Below are 14,011 nucleotides of genomic sequence, written 5' to 3'. Positions count from 1 at the left end.
GATTTATTTCCCTTGTGCGAGCGTCGATCCGGTTGCGACGCGTCCGGCCGAAAGCGATGAGGACGGAGTCCAGGCGCCGCCAAGAGCGCGAATGAGGGTCGTCTGGGCGATGGCGACGCGCGCATCGGCTTCGGCGACGCGGCGTTCGCTCAGCAACAGGGCGGTTTCGGTGGCCAGGCGGTCCATGGCATCGGAAAGGCCGTGCCCTTCACGGATTTTCTGGAGGTCGACGACGCGACGCCAATGGTCCTTGGCCGCGTCCGCCTCCGCCTTGCGGGCATGTTCGGATTTCAGCGTGGCGATGCCGTCGGCGACTTGCCGGAGCGCAGCGACGATCGTTGCCTGATAAGCGCTGACCGCGGCGTCGTAGTCGGCGGCGCGGCCAGAAAGGTTGCTACGCAGCCGTCCGCCGTCGAAGATCGGCAGGGTGATCGCGGGACCGGCTCCGGCGGCCACGCTGCCGGGCCGCAGGAGATGGCCGAGATCGAGGCTCTCGAAGCCGGCGAAGCCAACCAGGTCTACATCGGGGTAAAAGGCCGCCCGGGCGACGCCGATATCGTGCGCGGCGGCCTCGACATGCGCGCGCTCCGTCGCCACGTCGGGGCGGTAGCCGAGCAAGGTGGCTGGAATGCCCGACAAGGGCGCGGGGTCGGCGATGGTGGCCAGCGCCGGGCGGGCGATGGTGTCTGCGAAGCCGGGGTCCTTGCCGAGCAGGGCGGCGATCTGATTGCGGCAGCGGATGATCTCTCCATCAAGCCGGGCGATCTCGCTCCGCGTCTCGGTGATCGCGTCTCTCGCCTGAACGGCATCGATGTCGGTGACGAGGTGGGCTTTCTCTCGGATCGCCAGCAGGTCGGTCACTCCCTGACGCCGGGTAAGCCCTTCGCTGGCAATGTCGCGCAGCTTATAAGCGGCATCGAGCTGCACATAGGCCTCGACCACGGCCGAGCGGAGGAGCAGCAAGGCGTCGGAGGCCTCCGCCTTGGCGGCGTTCACTCGCTCGTCGGCTGCGGCGGTGGCTTCCTTCCATTTGCCCCAAAAGTCGAGGTGGTAGCGTGTATTGGCCAGCAGTTCCCCCTCGTCCCCGGCGTCACCCGCATAGGGCTTGCCATAGACGTAATGATCCGGGAAATATTCCCCGATCACTCGGCCGGAGCCGGTGACCGACGGCCGCTCATCCGCTTTTGCGTTGCCTCGCACTGCTTCGGCATGGTGGATCCGCGCCGCGGCCGCCAAGACGGACGGGGATTCCTGGGCGGCGACTGCCATCAGCTGATCCAGTTGCGGATCGCCGAATACCCGCCACCAGTCCAAAGAGCGCGTTCGTAGGGTGGCCGGCTGAGCCGCTTCCTCGATCGTCGAACCCGCATTCAGGAGACTGAGATTGGGCGATTGCAGAGCCGGTTGGATGTCACCGCCGGTGGCGCAGGCAGACAAGACCAGCAGAACCCCGCAGGAGAGAAGCCGGCTGCGTAAGGGCAAAGGTGACGAACCGATCATCATGATCCCCGATTTAAATGTCGGGAACGTTATGACAGGTCGCGTAACCGTTCAGAAATGACGGCGATTCGAATAAATCATTTCAAAAAATGAAATCAACGTAACTCGGCGCAAATGGAGCGCACGCTTTCACGAAGAAAGCGATGGGCGGAATCGCTATCCAGACGAGGATGCCACGCCTGGGCAATGACCACCGTTTCTAGGGGCAATGGCAGCTCAAAGGTCTTCAGGTTCATGCCGAGATCGACGACTCCACGCAAAACATGCTTAGGAACGAGTCCGATGAGGTCGGACGTCGGCAAAGCGAACAGGGCCGATTGAAAGGAGGGAACGATCAGTGCAATTCGTCGCGTCAAGCCCAGGGTTTGGAGAGCCCGGTCAATGGGACCCGTCGTCCGGCCGCGTCGCGAAACGCCGATCTGGCCGAACTGAACAAAGCTTTCCGGCGTGATGGTGTCCGCGAGAATGGGGTGCCCAGAGCGAACGATGCCGACGACATGGTCACGAAAGATCGTTTGCACCCGAATTTCAGGGCCCATTTCTCGCAAGGCGGCAATATCGAGGTCGACGCGCCCTTCGCGCAGAGCGTCGTCATCTTTTTCGCCTTCGGGGGCGAAACGAAGGACGACTTTTGGTGCCTTGGCCGCAATCCTCGCCGTCAGTCCGGCGGCCAATGCGCCAATGACCCCTTCGCCGGCCCGAATGGTGAAACGGCGGTCCAGCGTCGAGAGATTCAAAGGGCCCTCCGGACGCAAGACGCTGGAGGCCTGCTCGACGGCGTCGTGGACTCTTTGACGAAGAGCCAGGGCCCGTTCCGTGGGGACGAGTTGCCGGCCGGCGCGAACGAGAACAGGATCACCCACCGTTTCCCGGATGCGAGCCAATGTCCGGCTCATCGAAGGGGAGCTTATCCCCATCCGCTCGGCGGCGCGCGCAACACTGCATTCTTCGATCAGAACATCGAAGGCGATCAGCAGGTTGAGGTCCGGGATCGTCATCTTGCATACGCCTTTCGTCGCTATGGGGATTGATGGATTTCATAATACGAAATTATTCATTTGATTCATCGTCATTTCTGATCGTGCACCCTCCTCGTAGTCTGAATTGGAAATTGGAAGCAGTCGGTTTCGGTCCTGGCACCGAAATGATTTGAGCAATCAAATGCTGGTGGTGAGAATGGAATTCGTATCAAAGGCGACGCTGAAATCGACTTTAGACAAGAGTCAGGGAAGGACAAGCATTAAGGTCGCCGTATTTTCGGCGACGTCGATCACGCCACATATACGACGGCTCACTTTTGTTGGAAACGCCCTGGAGATTTTTGCAAAAGGGGGGCCAGCACAGTGGGTCAAGGTTTTCGTTCCGGCTGACGGCGGCAGTCGTTCCATCGGACGAGCATATACTGTGCGGCGATGGGAACCAGAAACCCACACCCTCACCATCGATTTTACTCTGCATGAAAATCCCGGCCCGGTGTCGGCATGGGCCGCCAGCGCAGCTGCTGGGGATGAGGCGGAGATCGCGGGCCCCAGATTGAGTCATTTGTTGCGACCGGTGGCCGAATGGCGACTCTTTGCAGGTGACGAAACTGCCTTGTCGGCCATCGCATCCATCCTCGAAGCCCTGCCTCCAACGGACCAACCTCTCGTCTTCATTGAAGTGCCAACTCCGGCGGATCGGCAGTCCCTTACCGCTCCGCACGGTACCCGAATCCAATGGCTGATTCGCTCGGAACAGAGCGCGTCACCAGGCGAACTGCTGGTCGATGCCGTGTGCAGCAAGCTTTTTCCTTCTGGCGACGGACAGGTTTTTCTGGCCGGCGAGGCTCGATCCGTCCGCCTCATGAAAGATTACGCGGCCTGTCTGATCAGCTCAGACAGTATCGATGCCAAAGGATATTGGTCCATCGGGCGATCAGATTATCGAGATTAGCCATTAACATGATGAAAATTCGTTATAAAATTCGACAATAGAGGTCAATCATGCAGAGCAATCATTTTATGACTACTGCTTGTGTCTTGGTTCTTCTGGCTGTTTTGGGTGCATGCACTTCGACGCAGACGGCAACCGATGGCGGGATCGGTGAATGTGACAATGCCGCAAACCAAGGGCATGGCACCTGCTCTTCCCAGATCGACCCTGCAGCAAGGGTAGGGGCTGCCGCTGCCTATAGCGGGGCTCGCTGAACGTCTCTGACGTTAAGGCGTCCCCATCCGAAGGCAAGGCATCGAACATTTGGGGACAACATTGCTTCAATGGCGGTTTCGCAATGTTTGAGCTTCGCGAACTTAGATGGGCGATAGTGGCATCGCAATGCCGTAGCCTTAGGCAAGCGGCCGCTATTCTCAATATTCGCCAATCGACGCTTAGCCGATGCCTTCAGGATCTCGAATATCGAGTGGGCATAGATTTGTTCGAACGCACCCAGGCCGGCACCTTTCTCACGCCTGCGGGGCAAGAACTTATCAGGGCCGCTCAATGCATAATTGATGACGCAGACCGAACTTTTAGCAGACTGAAACTGAGGCGGAGGGGAATGGGTGGAGATCTTTCCATCGGTTTGTATACCGCCCTTTCCGCGGGAAATTTGCATGCCACTCTGGCCGATCATCACCGACGTTTTCCGGATGTTGAAATCCACCTTGTGGATGGTCCGCGACGTCACCTGCTGTCAGATCTTGCCGCTGGCATCATTGATACCGTGATTCTGACCACTGAAGGCGCCGCCTGGAATGACCAGACGCTTCCGCTGTGGAGTGAACGCGTCGTTGTCGCACTGCCCGACCGGCATCCCCTTGCCGCGCAGCCCCTGGTACAGTGGAGTGATCTACGGGAGGCGCATTTTCTCTTTAATCAACGTGAACCTGGGCCAGAATTTGAGCACCTCCTCGTGACCAAACTCGGATATCAGGATGGTTTGTGGATTACGCGTCACGATGTCGCTCTCGACCGTCTCCTGGGCCTCGTCGGAATAGGACTGGGTGCTACGTTGGTCGGAGAAGGGGCGACCGGCGCCGCCTTCACCGGTGTAACCTATCGGGTGGTTCATGAAGAGAGCCGTCCGACACGCATCAATTTCATAGCTTGCTGGCGACTGGCCAACAGCAATCCAACCTTGGCCTCGTTCCTCGCCATGCTCCGGGAACGTTATCCGGATTTGGCCGATCCGTCCGCCCCTGCCGATACCTGAGGAGCCACTATCCTGCGCAATTTCGCGAAAACCCGATCTGTTACCATGAAACGCTGCACCATCGGCACGATGAGCTTCGCTGGATCAGACACCGCTTGGCCTGTGGTTCGGCCGAGCACTTCGGCGTAAGAGGCCAAGTCGTGGAATACCGTCGCCGGTAGTTCGATCGTCACCTTGATCGGTTTGTCGTCCAGAATATTCGCCAGTTTCAATTTGGCCATAGGTCAACCTCCATATGACTCGAGTATCAAGTCGCGGGTTACGAGGACCCGCACCGGGAAGCCGGGGCGGATGGTCAGCGTCGGCTGGATATTGAGTTGGCGCTGGATGATCTGCTGGCCGGTCTGGCTGATGCTGTTGGAGGCGCCTTGGCGCAGAGCGCGAATGATGGCGTCATCCTGGCTGGAGGATCCCGACTCGGCGCCGACGCTTAACAGGGTCGAGAGCAAGGCTCCTTTGAACAGCGAGCCCCAATGGTAATCGACGTCGTCTTCAAGCCCAGCATAGCCCTCGGTGTCAGCACCGGGCTGGCGCTCCAGCACTATTGATTTGCCGTTGGGCATGATGAGGCGCGTCCACACCAGCAGCACGCGGGACTGGCCGAACGCTACCGAGCTGTCGTACTGGCCGATCAATCGCGCCCCTTGAGGGATCAGCAGGAACCTTCCTGTCGGGCTGTCATAGATGGTTTCGGTGACCTGGGCGGTGATCTGGCCCGGCAGATCTGAGCGGATACCGGTGATCAGCGCCGCCGGGATCACGGTGCCGGCTTGTATAATAAAAGGTGATGCTGGGGCTGTCAGACGGTCGGGGGCGAGGGTGCGCCGATCGACGGTGCCAGTCATGAAGGCCGTTTTGCGGTCCTGCATATTCTGGGCGGCGCCGGCATCGATGGGGGGCGTAGTTCCCGGCGTGGTCGCCGTGGTGCTGGTGGTTTGTGGTGACTGGACCGCGCTCTCCGCCTGTCGTCCGGTCTGGGCGAACAGCCGGCTGATGCGGGCGGCCTCGGTTTCCTGGGCGAGACGTTGTTCGGCTTGGTTGGGACCTTGTGTTGGCACCGTTACCGGCTTGCCCTGGTTCTGGGCATTGAGGATCGGCTTGCCGAGGTCGCCCGGCAGTGCCGGGCCGAGTGCTGGCGGCGAGCCCGATTTGGGCATGCCGGTGTAATCCTGCGGCAACCCGGCCAGGCCTTCGGCCGCCGGGCGGCTCTGGGTTCCCAGCAGTTCCTCCGGCGATGCGGAGTTTTTGTGGCTTTGCAGGCCATATCCCAGCGCGGCGGCGATGGCCAGGGCGGAGATCCCGCCGAGAGTCATCAACACTTTGCGCGATAGTCGAGTCACACGCGGACGTTCGGCCTGCAAACGCAGATTCGGTTCGGCGGTCGGTGGTACAGGCGCTTCCTGTGGCGCTGTGTTTTCTTCTCCGGTCATGATTTCGGCTTTCCGTCGGTGCGGGTTATGCGGATACGTCGCGCGCTATCCTCATCGCCCATGCGCAACTCGGCGGCGGGGAACAGTCGGTCGACGATCATGTAGTTGCGGCGGATCCGGTAATTGACCAGTTCCGAGCCACCGGCCGGGCCGACGACGAACAGCGGCGGCATCTCGCCCTGGCGGATGCCCGACGGGAACTCGATATAGACCTTCGATCCATCGTCGAAGGCCCGCAGGGGCTTCCAGGGTGCGTTGTCGCCATCGATGGCGTAGCGGAAATTCAGTGCCGCGATGTCAATGCCGGAGGCAATCGGGGCAGCCACCTCGGCGTCTTTGTTCTGGCGATGCAGGGCAATGAGCTGGTCTTCAGGGTATTGCCAGGAGACCGAGGCCATGTAGGTCCTGGCCGTCGAACGCAGTTCCATCAGGTAGGTCCGCCGGTCGGTGTTGATCACCAGATTGGTCTGCAAGCTGGGCCGGGTCGGCTTAACCAGGATGTGGATCTTTTTGGTCGTTCCCGTTCCGCTTTCGGTGTCGCCGATAATCCAGCGGGCCGTATCGCCGCTGGCGACCGGGCCGGAGCCGACCAGTTGCTCGCCCTCCTGGAGCATAACGTCAGTCACCTCGCCGGGGGCGGTGTAGACCTGATAGAGAGCACCGGCGGAATAGGGATAGACCTGGACCGCATTGATGAAGCCGTCGCGGACCGGCTGCATGCGGGCGGCGGCGTTGGCTTGGCTGACCCGCACGGTGGGGTTGGCCGGTTCTTTCGGCGCCTTCGCTTCGACGATGGGTTTCAGTTGGCCGGGCAGTGGCAGAGGCTCGGGGACCGGAACCACGGTGACCGGGGCCGGTGGGTCGGCGGTCTTCGTCGCCGGAGCCGCGTTGTCGTACTGGATTTCCGGCGGCGGTACCTTCGTCGCGCAACCGGCCAGAGTCAGGGCGGACAGCAGCAAAGCCGGAAGCAAGGTTTTACGGAAAGGGTTCATTGTCCCAGCTCCTTCGACCAGTTGATGGCAGAGACGTAAACACCGAGCGGGTTCTTCCGCAGCCGGTCGGCGTCATGGGGTACCTGGACCAGCACAGAGAGAATCGCTGACCACCGTGCGGTCTCGGCGAGTGCGCCGTCCTGGTAGCGGCGCTGCACCCAAGCAACGCGGAAGCTGGTGGGCGAGGCGCGGATGACGCTGGAGACGTCGACGGCGATTTGCTGGCGGCCGACCTTGGCGAACGGGTCATCGGCGCGGGCGTAGTCGTTGAGCGCCGCCGCACCGGCGGTGTTGGTGAAGTCGTAAGCGCGGAGCCAGTTCTGGCGAACGATGATCGGATCGGCAGAGATGCTCCGTACGTCCTCGATGAAGCGGGCGAGATACCAGGCGATCTGCGGATCGGACGGCTGGTAGTCGGCCTGGGCGGGCGCGACGGCCTGGGCTTCGCCCAGCTTGTCGACCTGCACCACCCAGGGAACCACGGTGCCACGCGCCGACTGCCAGATCAGTCCGCCGGCCAAACCAGCGGAGAGGATCAGAGACCCGAACGCCATCAGCCGCCAATTCTTCGCCTGGACCCGGGCCGAGCCGATGCGCTCGTCCCAGACCTGGGCGGCTTTCTGGTACGGGGTCTCGGGTTCGGGGGTGCGGCCGTAGCGGGCCGAGGATCGTTTGAACATCACTAACCCCTTTCGGAAAGATCGACGGAGTGACCGCCACCACCGCTGTCGCCCGAGCGGACGGCATGGGCGACGACGGATACGCCATGACCCATGGACTGGCCGCGCCGCATGCGTTTGGCCCAGTCCGGGGCCGAGGATCCGCCGCCAGCGGCGGACGCGGTATTTCCTGTCGTGGCCCCCGCGGTGGTGCCGTGGGTCGAACTGCCGCCTGTGGTGGTAAAGGCAGCGCGGGATCCGGCCTGGAAACGGTCCTTCAGGCTGCTGGCAGTACCGGCGGCGGCACGCTTGATCGGCGCGGCGGCGGCATTTCCAGCGGCCTTGCCGACGCCGGCCAGACCGGAGGCGACACCCGCCATACCAGATTGGCCAGTCGAAGCCAGGCCATAAGATGTCGAGGCGGCACCCGCCATCTGCGCGGTTCCCCCGGCTGCCGCCGCGGTCGCGCGGCCGGCCCCGATCAGGGCAGCCCCGCCTCCGGCCACAGCGGCACCCGCGCCGAGAGCGACGCCGGCAACGGCGAGACCTGTCCCAACGGCGGCCCCAGCCCCGAGTTGCGGTGCCCCGGAGACTAGCCCGGTGGCGATGCCGGGACCGAAGATGCCTAACCCCAGCAGAGCGAGCGCGGCGAGAACCACGGACAGGGCCTGTTCGATGGTCGGTTGGTTGGCGCCATAGCCAGTGGTGAACTGCGAGAACAGCCCGGTGCCGATACCGACAATCACCGCCAGCACCATGACTTTGATGCCGGAGGCGACGATGTTGCCCAAGACCTTTTCGGCCAGGAAGGCGGTCTTGTTGAAGAGGGCGAAGGGGATCAACACGAAACCGGCCAGCGTGGTCAGCTTGAACTCGATCAGAGTGATGAAGAGCTGGACGGCGAGGATGAAAAAGGCGATCAGCACGATCAGCCAGGAGACCATCAGCACGGCGATCTGGATCGCATTGGTGAAGATAGCGACCGGCCCGACCAGTTGGGCGGCGGCGTCCAACAGCGGCTGGCCTGCGTCCAGTCCAACCTGAGCCAGCCGGCCGGGGCGGAGGAATTCAGCGGTCGTGATCGATGAGCCGCCAGCCAGCAGGCCGAGACCGGCAAAGCTGTTGAACAGGATCTTGGCGAGGCCGTTGAAGTTGCCGATGAGATAAGCGAAAAAGCCGATATAGAGCGTCTTCTTGACCAGCCGCTGAATGACGTCCTCGTCGGAGCCCCAGGCCCAGAACAGGCCGGCGAGCGTGATATCGATGACGATCAGCGTCGAGGAGAGGAAGGTGATTTCGCCCTTCAAGAGACCGAAGCCGCTGTCGATATAGGTGGTGAAGGTGTTGAGGAAGGTGTCAATGACCCCGACGTTATTCATGACTCCCTCACTCGCCAAACATCGTCACGTCATGGGGGACGTAACCGCTGCGGGTGGAGAACTGCTGGTACTGCACTTGGCCTTGCGATTCTGTGCTGGCGTTGCGGGCCTGCTCCAGGGCATCGGCACGGGCCTTGGCCGCCAGCAGGGCGGTGAGGTCGGAAAGCTGCTGGGATTGGAGGGCAAGGATCTGGTTGCCGGCTTGAGCAGCTTGCAGGGCTCCGGCGGATGACTGGCTGGATGTGACCAGCGTGGACATCGCGTTGGTGTTGGAATCGATGTTGCCGACGACCCCGGCCTGGGTCTTCAAGGAATCTTCGAAGGCGCCGACCGAGGTTTGCCAGCGGCTCTGGGCGTTGGCGACCAAGGTGGCGTTGGAGGATGACAAGGATGCCGAACCGTAGGAGCCGGAGAAGGCGGTTTCGACCTGCTGGACGTCGTAGGCGATGTTCTGGGCCTGAGCGATCAGTCCTTGCGTCCGCTGGACCGAGGATTCGAGTTGGGACAGCGTCGAAGTTGGCAGACTTTCCAGATTCTTGGCCTGGTTGACCAGCATCTGCGCCTCATTGGTGAGGCTCTGGATCTCGTTGTTGATCTGCTGCAGCTCGCGGGCCGCAGTCAGCACATTCTGGGAAAAGTTGGCGGCGTCGAATACCGCCCATTGCGCCAGGGCGGCTGGTGGCAGCGCCACAGGCGATGCCACCAGCATCGCGACGACAGAAATAATCACCGGGGTTCGGGGCCTGAAGGCCCCGAGCGGGCACGGGCGGCAGCCCGACATGGTGCGTTTCATGGCGACGCCTCCAGGTTGGTCAGGTCGGGGATGAGATCGGCCGCCCAATCGAGGCGGCGCTCGCGCAGCCAGGCGGCGGCAAAGTTCTCGCGGCCGGTTTCTGCGAGGACGCGTTCCATGGCGGCATGGTCGGCCTTGGCCGACGCGGCGCAGAACGCCAGCGCCACCGGCCCCAGGCCAAGTTCGAACAGGCGGTTACCGCGCCGGGATTGGACGTAGTAGTCGCGTTTGGGGGTGGCCCGGGCGACGATCTCGATCTGGCGGTCGTTGAGCCCGAAACCGCGATAGATGGCGGTGATCTGCGGCTCGATGGCGCGTTCGTTGGGTAGGAAGACGCGGGTCGGGCAACTTTCGACGATGGCCGGAGCGATGGGGCTGTTGGCGATGTCGGAGAGCGACTGGGTGGCAAAGACGACGCTCGCGTTCTTCTTGCGGAGCGTCTTCAGCCATTCGCGGAGTTGCTGGGCGAAAGCCGGATCGTCGAGAACCAGCCAGCCTTCATCGATGATCAGCAGGGTAGGGCGACCATCCAGGCGGCCTTCGATACGATGAAAAAGGTAGGTGAGCACGGCGGGAGCGGCGTCGGAACCGATCAGTCCTTCCGTCTCGAAGGCTTGAACATCGGCCTCGCCGAGGCGCTCGGTCTCGGCGTCGAGCAGCCGGCCATAGGCGCCGCCGATACAATAGGGCTGGAGGGCCTGCTTCAGGGCGGCGGATTGCAGCAGCACGGCGAGGCCGGTGATGGTCCGCTCATTGACCGGCGACGAGGCCAGGGACTCCAGCGCCGACCACAGATGCTCCTTGACGGCGGCATCCGCCATCACCCCTTCCCGGGCCAGGATCGCCGCCACCCATCCCGCCGCCCAGGCCCGCTCGGCCGGATCGTCGATGCGGGCGAGCGGCTGCAGGGAGACCGTGCCACCACCTCCCAGGTCGTGCCAGTCACCGCCCATGGCCAGCGCCGCGGCGCGGATCGAGCCGCCGAAATCGAAGGCGAACACTTGGCTTCGCAGATAGCGCCGGAACTGCAGGGCCATCAGGGCGAGCAACACCGACTTGCCGGCGCCAGTTGGACCGACGATCAGGATGTGGCCGACGTCGCCGACGTGAATGCAGAAGCGGAACGGCGTCGAGCCTTCGGTCTTGGCGAAGAACAGCGGCGGGGCATCGAGATGCGCATCCCGTTCCGGCCCGGCCCAGACGGCGGAGAGCGGAATCATGTGCGCCAGGTTCAAGGTGCTGACCGGCGGCTGGCGGACGTTGGCGTAGACATGGCCGGGAAGCGAGCCGAGCCAGGACTCCACCGCGTTCAGTCCTTCCGCCATGCAGGTGAAGTCGCGGCCCTGGATCACCTTCTCGACCAAGCGCAGTTTCTCGGCCGCCAGTCCGGGATCGTCGTCCCAGACGGTGACAGTGGCGGTGAGGTAGGCCTCGCCGACGTCGTCGGCGCCCAGTTCCTGCAGAGCCGCGTCGGCGTCGGCCGCCTTGTTGGCGGCATCGGAATCGACCAGCACCGAGGCCTCGTTGGTCATCACCTCCTTGACGATGGAGGTGATCGACTTCCGCTTGGCGAACCACTGGCGGCGGATCTTGCTCAAGAGCTTCACCGCCTCGGTCTTGTCGATCAGGAGTGCGCGGGTGGACCAGCGGTAGGGGAAGGCCAGTCGGTTGAGTTCGTCGAGGATGCCGGGATGGGTGGCGGTGGGGAAGCCGACCACTGACAGGGTGCGCAAATGGACGTTGCCGAGCCTCGGCTCCAGCCCGCCGGTGAGCGGCTGATCGGCCAGCAGAGTGTCGAGATACATCGGGATCTCGGGGACCCGGACCCGCTGGCGCTTGGTGGAGACGGTCGAATGCAGGTAGGTGAGCGTCTCACCATCATCCAGCCAGGCCACCTCGGGCACGAAACCCTCGACCAGTTGCAGAACGCGGTCGGTGCGATCGATGAAGCCGCGCAACAGTTCGTGCGGATCGACGCCGGTCTTCACCTTCCCCTCATAGAGCCAGCTTTCCGCCCGACTCACGTCCTCGGCCGGCGGCAGCCAGAGGAAGGTCAGGAAATAGTGGCTGTCGAAATGGACGCCGGCCTGCTCGAAGCCATCCTGGCGTTCCAGATCCACGAGGGCCGAGGCCGGATCGGGGAATTTGCTCTCCGGGTAATCGGTGGCCGGCAGCCGATCGGCCTCGACGAACAGCGCCCAACCGGATCCCAGGCGGCGCAAAGCATTGTTGAGCCGGGCGGTGACGCCGACCAGTTCCGCCGGGGTGGCGGAATCGAGGTCGGGACCGCGGAATCGCGCCGTCCGCTGGAAACTGCCGTCCTTGTTGAGCACCACGCCCGGCGCCACCAGGGCCGCCCAGGGCAGGAAGTCGGCGAGGCCGGCGGGATGGCCGCGATATTCGGCGAGGTTCAGCATCGCTCACGCTCGCAAATAGGCTGGATAGCGGAGATGTCGGCGGACCACCTCGACGAACTGAGCGTCGTGTTTGGCCGCCCAGACGGCGGTGCCATGGCCAACCACCCACAGCACCAGGCCGGGAATCCACAGGCGCAGACCGAGGGCGATGGCGGCGGCCAGGGTGCCGTTGGCGATGGCCACGGTGCGTGGTGCGCCGCCCATCAGGATCGGCTCGGTCAGGGCCCGGTGGACCGGAACCGAGAAGCCGGGGACGGGATCGTCCATCACACCAGCGCTCCGCCGCTGAACGAGAAGAACGAGAGGAAGAAGCTCGACGCCGCGAAGGCGATGGAAAGGCCGAAGACGATCTGGATCAGCCGGCGGAAGCCGCCCGAGGTGTCGCCGAAAGCCAGGGTCAAACCGGTGACGGTGATGATGATGACGGAGATGATCTTCGCCACCGGTCCCTGCACCGAGTCCAGGATCTGCTGGAGCGGTGTTTCCCAGGGCATCGACGAACCCGACGCATAAGCCGACGGGGCCAGAGCCAGGGTGACGAAAGTAATAGCGGATACCGTTTCAAGGTGACGGCGGACACGAAGGGCGAGCCGGATCATGGCTGTTCTCCTGCGGGGGTGACGCGATAATCGGTGGTCTGGGGATCAAGGCCGGCGACGACGGCCAGTTCGGCGAGGTGACGCTGCCGCCCTCGGCCAGCCAGTACGGCGATGACATTGATGGTCTCGGCGATCAGCGCTTTGGGCACGGTGACCACTGCTTCCTGGATGAGCTGTTCCAGGCGGCGCAACGCGCCGATGGCGGAGCCGGCATGGATGGTGCCGATGCCGCCGGGATGGCCGGTGCTCCAGGCTTTGAGCAGGTCGAGCGCTTCCGATCCCCGTACCTCGCCGATGGGGATGCGGTCGGGCCGCAAGCGAAGTGAGGAACGGACCAGATCGGAGAGCGTGGCGACCCCATCCTTGGTGCGCAAGGCCACCAGGTTTGGAGTCAGGCATTGCAGCTCGCGGGTGTCCTCGATCAGCACCACGCGGTCCGACGTCTTGGCGACTTCGGCCAGCAGAGCGTTGGTCAGGGTGGTCTTGCCGGTCGAGGTGCCGCCGGCGACCAGGATGTTGCGGCGGTCGGCGACGGCCTGGCGTAGCAGTACCGCCTGTGCGGCGCTCATGATGCCGGCGGCGACGTAGTCGTCCAAAGCGAACACGGCGACCGCCGGTTTACGGATGGCGAAGCAGGGCGACGTCACCACGGGCGGCAGCAAGCCCTCGAACCGCTCGCCGGTCTCGGGGAGTTCGGCGGAGACGCGCGGAGACCCGGCATGCACCTCGGCGCCGACATGGTGGGCCACCAGACGCACGATGCGCTCGCCGTCGGCCGGCGACAGGGTGGCGCCGGTATCCTCCAGACCACCCGACAGCCGGTCCACCCACAACTTGCCATCGGGATTGAGCATCACCTCGACGATGGCGGGATCTTCCAGGAAGGCGGCGATGGCTGGTCCCAGCGCCGTGCGCAACATGCGCGCACTGCGGTGGAAAGACTCAGACTGGAGAGCGGCGACCGCCATGATTATCCCCGTTTACGGCCGATCCACACTCTTGGGATCGGCGATGGGGATAATTAGAAGAAGCAGGAATTGCCCTGCTGCAAC

14 protein-coding genes and 1 pseudogene are annotated in these 14,011 nt (G+C 63.3%); 3 read left to right on the top strand and 12 right to left on the bottom strand.

What is annotated here, in order from left to right:
• Positions 1 to 3: 3 nt before the first annotated feature.
• Together CWS72_RS19105 and CWS72_RS19100 are read right to left on the bottom strand one after the other, a co-directional pair.
• Positions 4 to 1,503 (bottom strand): efflux transporter outer membrane subunit, encoded by a 1,500-nt coding sequence (locus CWS72_RS19105; protein WP_101252238.1) that lies wholly within the window; start codon positions 1,501 to 1,503, stop codon positions 4 to 6.
• A gap of 92 nt (positions 1,504 to 1,595) precedes the next feature.
• Positions 1,596 to 2,498: a LysR family transcriptional regulator gene (locus tag CWS72_RS19100; RefSeq protein WP_101252237.1), complete on the bottom strand. Its 903-nt coding sequence runs from the start codon at positions 2,496 to 2,498 to the stop codon at positions 1,596 to 1,598.
• A gap of 151 nt (positions 2,499 to 2,649) precedes the next feature.
• Here CWS72_RS19100 and CWS72_RS19095 point away from each other — a divergent pair, with 151 nt between their 5' ends.
• The 3 genes and pseudogenes from CWS72_RS19095 to CWS72_RS19090 all read left to right on the top strand — a co-directional run bounded on the left by CWS72_RS19095 (position 2,650) and on the right by CWS72_RS19090 (position 4,690).
• Positions 2,650 to 3,432 carry a siderophore-interacting protein gene (locus CWS72_RS19095; RefSeq protein ID WP_146002811.1) on the top strand — a complete coding sequence of 261 codons (783 nt, stop codon included), beginning with the start codon at positions 2,650 to 2,652 and terminating at the stop codon, positions 3,430 to 3,432.
• A 337-nt stretch (positions 3,433 to 3,769) separates the two neighbouring features.
• Positions 3,770 to 3,946 (top strand): annotated as a pseudogene (locus CWS72_RS28835) (helix-turn-helix domain-containing protein); the annotation flags it as partial.
• A gap of 90 nt (positions 3,947 to 4,036) precedes the next feature.
• A complete protein-coding gene (locus CWS72_RS19090) occupies positions 4,037 to 4,690 on the top strand; it encodes a LysR family substrate-binding domain-containing protein (protein ID WP_241911809.1) in 654 nt (217 codons plus the stop codon).
• On the opposite strand, the gene CWS72_RS19085 is transcribed toward CWS72_RS19090, so the two are convergent.
• From CWS72_RS19085 to trbB, 10 genes are all read right to left on the bottom strand, one after another.
• Positions 4,648 to 4,911, bottom strand: a complete 264-nt coding sequence (locus CWS72_RS19085) for a DUF2274 domain-containing protein (protein WP_101252234.1) — start codon at positions 4,909 to 4,911, stop codon at positions 4,648 to 4,650. The genes CWS72_RS19090 and CWS72_RS19085 overlap by 43 nt on opposite strands.
• 3 nt (positions 4,912 to 4,914) lie before the next feature.
• The gene (locus CWS72_RS19080; RefSeq protein WP_476718211.1) at positions 4,915 to 6,003 is read right to left on the bottom strand and encodes a TraB/TrbI/VirB10 family type IV secretion system protein; all 1,089 of its coding nucleotides are present in this window, start codon (positions 6,001 to 6,003) and stop codon (positions 4,915 to 4,917) included.
• Positions 6,004 to 6,116: 113 nt separating this feature from the next.
• Positions 6,117 to 7,112 (bottom strand): P-type conjugative transfer protein TrbG, encoded by a 996-nt coding sequence (trbG, locus tag CWS72_RS19075; protein ID WP_101252232.1) that lies wholly within the window; start codon positions 7,110 to 7,112, stop codon positions 6,117 to 6,119.
• Positions 7,109 to 7,792 carry a conjugal transfer protein TrbF gene (gene trbF / locus CWS72_RS19070; protein ID WP_101252231.1) on the bottom strand — a complete coding sequence of 228 codons (684 nt, stop codon included), beginning with the start codon at positions 7,790 to 7,792 and terminating at the stop codon, positions 7,109 to 7,111. Before trbF ends, trbG begins: the two co-directional genes overlap by 4 nt.
• 2 nt (positions 7,793 to 7,794) lie before the next feature.
• Positions 7,795 to 9,150, bottom strand: coding sequence for a P-type conjugative transfer protein TrbL (gene trbL / locus CWS72_RS19065; protein WP_101252230.1), 1,356 nt, complete (start codon positions 9,148 to 9,150; stop codon positions 7,795 to 7,797).
• 7 nt (positions 9,151 to 9,157) lie between these two features.
• Positions 9,158 to 9,943 (bottom strand): P-type conjugative transfer protein TrbJ, encoded by a 786-nt coding sequence (gene trbJ, locus CWS72_RS19060; RefSeq protein ID WP_101252229.1) that lies wholly within the window; start codon positions 9,941 to 9,943, stop codon positions 9,158 to 9,160.
• A complete protein-coding gene (trbE, locus tag CWS72_RS19055) occupies positions 9,940 to 12,360 on the bottom strand; it encodes a conjugal transfer protein TrbE (protein ID WP_101252228.1) in 2,421 nt (806 codons plus the stop codon). The genes trbJ and trbE overlap by 4 nt, the downstream gene beginning before the upstream one ends.
• Positions 12,361 to 12,363: 3 nt before the next feature.
• Entirely contained in the window at positions 12,364 to 12,627 is a 264-nt protein-coding gene (locus CWS72_RS19050; protein ID WP_101252227.1) for a VirB3 family type IV secretion system protein, read from the bottom strand.
• Positions 12,627 to 12,959, bottom strand: a complete 333-nt coding sequence (locus tag CWS72_RS19045; RefSeq protein WP_101252226.1) for a TrbC/VirB2 family type IV secretion system protein — start codon at positions 12,957 to 12,959, stop codon at positions 12,627 to 12,629. The genes CWS72_RS19050 and CWS72_RS19045 overlap by 1 nt, the downstream gene beginning before the upstream one ends.
• The gene (gene trbB / locus CWS72_RS19040; protein WP_101252225.1) at positions 12,956 to 13,927 is read right to left on the bottom strand and encodes a P-type conjugative transfer ATPase TrbB; all 972 of its coding nucleotides are present in this window, start codon (positions 13,925 to 13,927) and stop codon (positions 12,956 to 12,958) included. The genes CWS72_RS19045 and trbB overlap by 4 nt, the downstream gene beginning before the upstream one ends.
• Positions 13,928 to 14,011: the final 84 nt, after the last annotated feature.

Source organism: Telmatospirillum siberiense, from assembly GCF_002845745.1.
GTDB classification, from domain to species: domain Bacteria; phylum Pseudomonadota; class Alphaproteobacteria; order Rhodospirillales; family Magnetospirillaceae; genus Telmatospirillum; species Telmatospirillum siberiense.
The sequence above is the reverse complement of the archived record's forward strand: the minus strand, read 5'-3'. Positions and strand labels throughout refer to the sequence as shown.

What these genes read in the sequence shown, in the direction of transcription:
- CWS72_RS19105 (WP_101252238.1), bottom strand. Translation starts at nt 1,503, where the DNA reads ATGATGATCGGTTCGTCACCTTTGCCCTTACGCAGCCGGCTTCTCTCC.
- CWS72_RS19100 (WP_101252237.1), bottom strand. Translation starts at nt 2,498, where the DNA reads ATGACGATCCCGGACCTCAACCTGCTGATCGCCTTCGATGTTCTGATC.
- CWS72_RS19090 (WP_241911809.1), top strand. Translation starts at nt 4,037, where the DNA reads ATGGGTGGAGATCTTTCCATCGGTTTGTATACCGCCCTTTCCGCGGGA.
- CWS72_RS19085 (WP_101252234.1), bottom strand. Translation starts at nt 4,911, where the DNA reads ATGGCCAAATTGAAACTGGCGAATATTCTGGACGACAAACCGATCAAG.
- CWS72_RS19080 (WP_476718211.1), bottom strand. Translation starts at nt 6,003, where the DNA reads ATGACTCTCGGCGGGATCTCCGCCCTGGCCATCGCCGCCGCGCTGGGA.
- trbG (WP_101252232.1), bottom strand. Translation starts at nt 7,112, where the DNA reads ATGAACCCTTTCCGTAAAACCTTGCTTCCGGCTTTGCTGCTGTCCGCC.
- trbF (WP_101252231.1), bottom strand. Translation starts at nt 7,792, where the DNA reads ATGTTCAAACGATCCTCGGCCCGCTACGGCCGCACCCCCGAACCCGAG.
- trbL (WP_101252230.1), bottom strand. Translation starts at nt 9,150, where the DNA reads ATGAATAACGTCGGGGTCATTGACACCTTCCTCAACACCTTCACCACC.
- trbJ (WP_101252229.1), bottom strand. Translation starts at nt 9,943, where the DNA reads ATGAAACGCACCATGTCGGGCTGCCGCCCGTGCCCGCTCGGGGCCTTC.
- trbE (WP_101252228.1), bottom strand. Translation starts at nt 12,360, where the DNA reads ATGCTGAACCTCGCCGAATATCGCGGCCATCCCGCCGGCCTCGCCGAC.
- CWS72_RS19050 (WP_101252227.1), bottom strand. Translation starts at nt 12,627, where the DNA reads ATGGACGATCCCGTCCCCGGCTTCTCGGTTCCGGTCCACCGGGCCCTG.
- CWS72_RS19045 (WP_101252226.1), bottom strand. Translation starts at nt 12,959, where the DNA reads ATGATCCGGCTCGCCCTTCGTGTCCGCCGTCACCTTGAAACGGTATCC.
- trbB (WP_101252225.1), bottom strand. Translation starts at nt 13,927, where the DNA reads ATGGCGGTCGCCGCTCTCCAGTCTGAGTCTTTCCACCGCAGTGCGCGC.